Consider the following 252-nt stretch of genomic DNA (forward strand, 5'->3'; position numbering starts at 1 on the left):
GGCTGAAATTGGTCAAATTGAACGCTTTACCGATGAAACACGAATCGCCAAATACGCAGGTCTATTCTGGAAGAAATATCAGTCTGGTCGCTTTACTGCAGAAAACACGTCATTAACACGATCAGGGGGTTCTGTTGCGAAGTTTGAAAAAAGCATAAACAGGTTGGTAAATGAGGAACAATGTTTAGGAAGTAGCTAGTAATTGTTGAAGTTCATTGTACGTTGAAAAGGCGGAGTCTCTTTGAAGACTTC

1 pseudogene is annotated in these 252 nt (G+C 40.5%); it reads left to right on the top strand.

Annotation, left to right across the window (positions count from 1 at the left end):
• Window positions 1–128: pseudogene (locus ORL93_RS31170) on the top strand (transposase); the annotation flags it as partial.
• Window positions 129–252 lie beyond the last annotated feature (124 nt).

It is taken from the genome of Bacillus sp. DHT2 (genome assembly GCF_026241455.1).
In the GTDB taxonomy this organism is placed as follows: Bacteria; Bacillota; Bacilli; order Bacillales; family Bacillaceae_G; genus Bacillus_A; species Bacillus_A pseudomycoides.